This window comes from Symbiopectobacterium sp. (genome assembly GCF_051710365.1).
Classification (GTDB): domain Bacteria; phylum Pseudomonadota; class Gammaproteobacteria; order Enterobacterales; family Enterobacteriaceae; genus Symbiopectobacterium.
Window position 1 is genome coordinate 1 of record NZ_JBPETA010000183.1, and the last position, 5872, is coordinate 5872.

Annotated in this window: 4 protein-coding genes and 1 pseudogene; 2 read left to right on the top strand and 3 right to left on the bottom strand. The window is 51.0% G+C overall.

The features are described from left to right. Window positions 1-269: 269 nt before the first annotated feature. Together mlc and ACTBDZ_RS14140 are read right to left on the bottom strand one after the other, a co-directional pair. Complete coding sequence (mlc, locus tag ACTBDZ_RS14135; protein ID WP_438815793.1) at window positions 270-1487, bottom strand: sugar metabolism global transcriptional regulator Mlc; 1218 nt, start codon at window positions 1485-1487, stop codon at window positions 270-272. A 162-nt stretch (window positions 1488-1649) separates the two neighbouring features. Continuing rightward, window positions 1650-2570 (bottom strand): LysR family transcriptional regulator, encoded by a 921-nt coding sequence (locus ACTBDZ_RS14140; RefSeq protein ID WP_438815796.1) that lies wholly within the window; start codon window positions 2568-2570, stop codon window positions 1650-1652. Between the two features lie 252 nt (window positions 2571-2822). Between ACTBDZ_RS14140 and ACTBDZ_RS14145 the strand changes: the two are divergent. Then, window positions 2823-4032: pseudogene (locus tag ACTBDZ_RS14145) on the top strand (MFS transporter). A gap of 61 nt (window positions 4033-4093) precedes the next feature. Here the strand turns inward: ACTBDZ_RS14145 and ACTBDZ_RS14150 are convergent. Then, window positions 4094-4570, bottom strand: a complete 477-nt coding sequence (locus ACTBDZ_RS14150; protein WP_438815794.1) for an OsmC family protein — start codon at window positions 4568-4570, stop codon at window positions 4094-4096. Window positions 4571-4805: 235 nt separating this feature from the next. On the opposite strand from ACTBDZ_RS14150, the gene tus reads away from it, so the two are divergent. After that, window positions 4806-5735 (top strand): DNA replication terminus site-binding protein, encoded by a 930-nt coding sequence (gene tus / locus ACTBDZ_RS14155; protein ID WP_438815795.1) that lies wholly within the window; start codon window positions 4806-4808, stop codon window positions 5733-5735. Window positions 5736-5872: the final 137 nt, after the last annotated feature.

The following is a 5872-nucleotide window of genomic DNA, read 5'->3' on the forward strand; positions in this document are numbered from 1 at the left end:
GGTTACGGATGGTAACGTGGGGAGTACTCATGCTGATTGGTCTGCAAAAAGCAGTAATAAATTCAGAACTTCAGAATACCGTCAAGTCCCGAAAAAAGAAAAATCAGGTGCGGAATGACGGATATAAGCTCCGGAGGTCCCACCTGAAAATAAAAAACACAGCAAAAAGGCTTCCAATAGTGAAAGTCTAGGTGATGTACTTCAGGTAGTGCTTGCGTTAGCGCAATGTTTTGTAATTCATGAAACGTTTTATAAATTTTTGTGCCACATCAGCCTTGCAACAGTTTCACCAGCAGTGAACCGTTATACAACGCCTCTTTGACCAACGCCGCGCCCGGCATGGTACCCTGATTATAAAACGCAGTAGATTCCACCTGTATATTGTGGCTGTAGGCAGGCAAAGACTGTTGTCGAACACAATCCAGGATTGCAGGATGCAGAATATTCGCGGCCTTATTTAAGGGAGATCCAACCAGAATTTTGTCCGGATTGAAAAGGTTAACCATGATAGCAGCGATGCGGCCCACATTGCTGCCAACCCCGTTAATAATGTCTTTGGCTAATTGGTCCTCTCTCAGCGCGGCATCGCAGAGCGTCTCTACGGTTAGCGGTGAACCATTCAGCAAGGAGCTCATCGATCCATTCAGGCGCTGTTGTGCCAGCTCGAGCATGCTTTCAATACTGGCAACGGTTTCCAAACAGCCGTTATTACCGCAATAGCAGCGCTTGCCATAGGGATCGACCTGGGTATGGCCAATTTCAACCAGGTTACGGCTGCCTGCATGGAGTAAGTGGCCACCGGTGATGACCCCCGCGCCGACATTATGATCGATAACAATCTGGATAACGTTTTGCGAATCCCGCGCGGCGCCATACATCGCTTCGGCCATGGTCCAGGCGTAAATGTCGTGCTGTAGGAAGACCGGTAATCCGGTGCGGCTTTCTAACGCCGGGCCTAACGCCATCTCCTCGACCGCATAAAATGGCATGCGGTGAATAATCCCGGCAACAGCATCGACCATGCCCGGTGACGTAATAGCAATTGCCGTTAGCCGCTCCAGTTTGCGTTGGTGACGAATAAAAAACTGGTCGACTTCGTGCAGGATACGCTCCAGCAGCGGTTGCGGATGGTCGCTCGGCAGGTTGACGCAATCCTCAACAACCAGCGAATTACTGAGATCGCGCAGCGCCAGCGTGATTTCATCACGGCCGATTCTGACTGAAAGGTAGTGCCAGGCATCGGTATCCAGCAATAATCCAATCGCAGGACGGCCGCGGCTGCCGACATCCTGGTACTCTGTCTCTTTCACCAGATGCGCTTCCATCAATTCGCGCACGATCTTGGTGATACTGGCTGGGGCCAATTGGGCCAGTTTTGATAATTCAATGCGAGATACGGGGCCGTGCAGGTCAATAAGCCGGTATACCGCACCGGCGTTCATTTGTTTAATCTGATCGATATGTCCGGGTTGACCATCCGCAATCACAAAACGGCTCCTACTGTCTACGAATTGCCACGCTGAGCGTTCGCTGATGCATAAGGTGATTTGCAGCGAAGGTTCATAGCATCAATGCGTATTTTTCACGCTGCAAAATAAAAAAACTGCGGGTATGGTGGGGCTTTTAGTGAATTGCGTCAACTCTTTGATTCATTTTGTGATTTGGTGCACATATTTCCCCGTATCTTGTTCCAACATAAATGAAATCAACGTGTTTGCCGCAGGATTAAGTGCCGCCCGGCGCGATGTGACCAGCCACACTTCCGTGGTGGCATCCGGTTCACTGAGCGGCACGTATTTAACACCATCCACGGAGATACGTAAAAAGGATGCTGGCAGAATTGAAACGCCCAGCCCCGCCGAGACTAATCCCACAATGGTCATCGCTTCCCCGACTTCCTGCGTAATGTAGGGATCAATGGCATAATTTTTCAGCAAACGAAGGATTTCGTCATATAACGCCGTTCCCACTTCCCGGGCAAAAAACACAAAGGGTTCGTTAGCCAATTGGCGCACGCTGATATAAGGCTGGCCTGCCAACGGGTGTGTTTCATGCACCACCGCCACCAATGCTTCATGCAACAGTAGCTGATGCTGTAAATCCGCTGGCAGCGGATTATTGCGCATCACGCCGATATCCAGCTTTCCGCTGAGCAACGGGTCTATCTGCTGTTTGGTGTTCAGCTCCAACATTTGCAGATGAACATCCGGGTAGCGTTGCCGAAAATGCAACAAACTGCGCGAAACCGCACGAATAAAAGGCGCTGAGGAGGTAAAACCAATCCGCAGTTCGCCGATTTCGCCACGTTGCAGTCTGGCGGCGTGCGCAGACGCCTGCTCCACCTGGTGCAATATTCCCCAGCTTGCTTTGCGGAACGCTTCACCTGCCGGGGTCAGCCTGACATTGCGGTTGTTGCGTTCAAACAGCGTCGCGCCGATTTGCGCCTCCAATGCCTGAATCTGCTGGCTCAGTGGTGGCTGTGAAATGTTGAGCTTCTCTGCTGCTCGGCCAAAATGCAGCTCTTCAGCAACAGCGAGAAAATAGCGTAGATGGCGCAGTTCGATGTTGATGGCAAGCCTCCTCAAACTGATGGTAAGGATTCGCAATTAATATTTTAAAAATATTAATTGGTATTATTAATATATTATACAAAACATTTTTACCCTTCTATGATCTACCACGCGTCATGCACTGCATCGCGTGCAGAATGCCGCACAAATTTGCTACTTTCCCCCTGTTGCCAAGGAATAGTTTTGAGTACGTCACTTTCTTCAGTATCTGATTCGGTCACCGTGCCAGATGACGATCGACGCGAAGAGCCTCTGGATCGCAAAATCCCCGTCGCGCTAAAATCACCGTATATCACCCGTGGTACACCTGCATTTATTCGCGTTACGCTGGCACTGTTTTCCGCCGGACTTGCGACCTTTGCCTTGCTGTATTGCGTACAACCGATTTTACCCGTGCTGTCACAGGATTTTGGCATTTCTCCTGCCACCAGTAGCCTGTCATTATCGATTGCCACGATGATGCTTGCGGTTGGGTTATTGTTCACTGGCCCGCTTTCCGACACCCTGGGCCGCAAGAATGTGATGGTGATTTCGCTGCTGCTGGCCGCGTTTTGCACGCTTATTTGCGCCTTTATGACCAGTTGGCAAGGCGTGCTATTAATGCGCGCACTGATTGGACTCTCGTTTAAGTGGCGTAGCAGCGGTAGCCATGAGCTACCTGAGCGAAGAGATTCATCCCAGCTTCCTGGCCTTCTCCATGGGGTTATACATCAGTGGGAACTCTATCGGTGGCATGAGTGGCCGTTTGGTCACCGGGGTACTCACTGATTATTTCCCCTGGCGCGTGGCCATCGGTGTTATGGGCGTTCTTGCCCTGTTTGCGGCGTTGATGTTTTGGCGTATTTTACCTGACTCACGCCATTTTCGGCCCGGTTCTCTGCGGCCTAAATCATTGCTGATTAACACCAAGATTCACTGGCATGACGCCGGGTTGCCGTGGCTGTTCCTTCAGGGATTTTTACTGATGGGGGCCTTTGTTACCCTGTTCAACTACATTGGCTACCGGCTACTGGCTACGCCCTACACTCTGAACCAGGCCATTGTTGGCTTGCTCTCGGTGGTGTATCTCACCGGCAGCATCAGTTCACCGCGTGCTGGCGCGATGACGGCACGCTATGGGCGCGGTGCGGTGATGGCCGGCTCCGTCGGGCTGATGCTTGCGGGGTTATGCCTGACAGCCTTTGGTGCGCTGTGGCTTATTTTTATCGGCATGATGCTGTTTACCGCCGGTTTCTTTGCGGCACACGCCGTTGCCAGCGGTTGGATTGGCGTGCGAGCACGCCGTGCGCGCGGTCAGGCCTCATCGATGTATCTGTTTTGCTACTATCTGGGCTCCAGCCTGGCGGGTACGCTAGGCGGCGTGTTCTGGTCACATTATGGCTGGCAAGGCGTGGCGCTGTTTATCGGACTGCTGCTGCTGATTGCGCTCTATGTCAGCCTGTATTTGCGACGTAACCTGTAAATCAATCGCGGCAATAGACTTCAGACGGTATGTTCAGCGCCCTTGAATATACCGTCCCACATCACAAAGCAAGATGATGTTTAATAACGGGTTCGCAGGTCACCGGGAAATTAAGCGAATTGGCGATGAAACAGAGTTCATGCGCCTGATGATGCAACGCATAAGCACGTTCCAGGTCATCGCCGGGACGCAGCGTAATTTCAGGTTTAAGCACAATCTGCGTGAACGCCCCCTTTTTACCTTCTACCATCGTGCCCTCAGCGCTGTCCCGATACGTGCAAACCGATATGCCAGCCTCGGCACACAGATGCAGGTACCAGAGTTTATGGCATGCCGATGCTGAAGCAACAAGCAGATCTTCTGGATTCCAGCGTGTCGCATCTCCCAAAAAAGCGGGGTCAGATGAACCGGCGATGACCTGTTTATTTCCCGCTGATATTTCATAATCACGGCTGTAGGCTTTATAGGACTCAGTTCCACTCCCCTTGTTACCAGTCCATTCAATATTGACCTGATAATGGTGTTCACGGTGCGACATAGCGGTTATCTCTGGTGGTTTTTAGAAAAAGTACGTTGCAAGACTACGATGCATCCTTAACATAGTTACAGTCCAGTAATTTACCACGTTACTCGTTGAAAAATGGCGGGAGCGTGTCTCTGTAAATCCCTTTTTCGCTAGTAGACCTTTTTGATAACACCATTGCTGACCTTGAATAGTCTTGATATATTATAATTATGTTGTAACTAAAATAGCCTGTTATCTCTGATGTGCTATGGACCACTATCAACTGATTGCTGCCCTTCACGACACCTTTTCTTCACTGGAACAACAGCTTGCAGAATTTCGCCAGCGTTTGGCATCGCTTACGCTGCTCAACGCACGAGTGTTCACCCTCCCCACCGTGGAAAAAGGGAAAGAGCACGATCCCATCACCCAGATCCCTGTCACGGCGTTGCAAAGCGAAGCGGCCTGTGAGGCGGGTCTGGCGCATTTCCAGCGTTTATTTATCCATCATTATGCTGAGACGGTAAGTAGCAAAGCTGCTATTCGCTTACCCGGTGCGCTGTGTTTTTTAGTGTCGGAGGCTGAATGCGAGCATATCCGACATGCCGTCGAGGCGATTAACACCTTGAAAGCAACGCTGGAGCAGTTGATTACCCGTGAATCCGGTTTGGCTACCGAGCAACGGTTTGAATTCGTACACGCCCACCTGCCCGGATTAATCACGCTGAGTGCCTATCGCTCGCTCACCTTGTTAACCGAACCCGACACAGTGCGCTTTGGCTGGGCCAATAAGCATGTGGTGAATACATTGACGCGCGAGGCAGTATTAGAAAAACTGGAAAAAAGCCTTCAGGCAGCCCGCGGAATTTCACCGACAGAAAAAGCCACGTGGCACGCTCGGGTCACCCAGGAGCTTATTGATATTAAAAAACTGCCGCAAGACGCTGTGTTGAAGATTAAACGACCGGTGAAAGTACAGCCGATCGCCCGGGTTTGGTATCAAGATGCGCAGAAACAGGTACAACACCCCTGCCCGTCACCTTTATTAGTGCTGTGCCGCGATCCGTCACGCATTCCAGTCATTGGTGAGTTGGGAAACTATCTTGCCGACAGCGCGCAACCCAAATTCAGGCCGAAAGCGAAAGCGCTGCGGCTGCTGATTCCGCGCCTTCACCTCTATCTGGATGAAAGCGCGTAAGGCTCAGCCCTTATCTGTATTAGTCGCGACTTGATCTGACACTGGACCTTGCAAGGTTGAGAGTTACCGGTTTTGATATGGGTGTCCAATCCTTATACAAAACACGAGGTAACTCTCATGATTCATACTAACAATCC

What these genes read in the sequence shown, in the direction of transcription:
- tus (WP_438815795.1), top strand. Translation starts at nt 4,806, where the DNA reads ATGGACCACTATCAACTGATTGCTGCCCTTCACGACACCTTTTCTTCA.
- ACTBDZ_RS14150 (WP_438815794.1), bottom strand. Translation starts at nt 4,570, where the DNA reads ATGTCGCACCGTGAACACCATTATCAGGTCAATATTGAATGGACTGGT.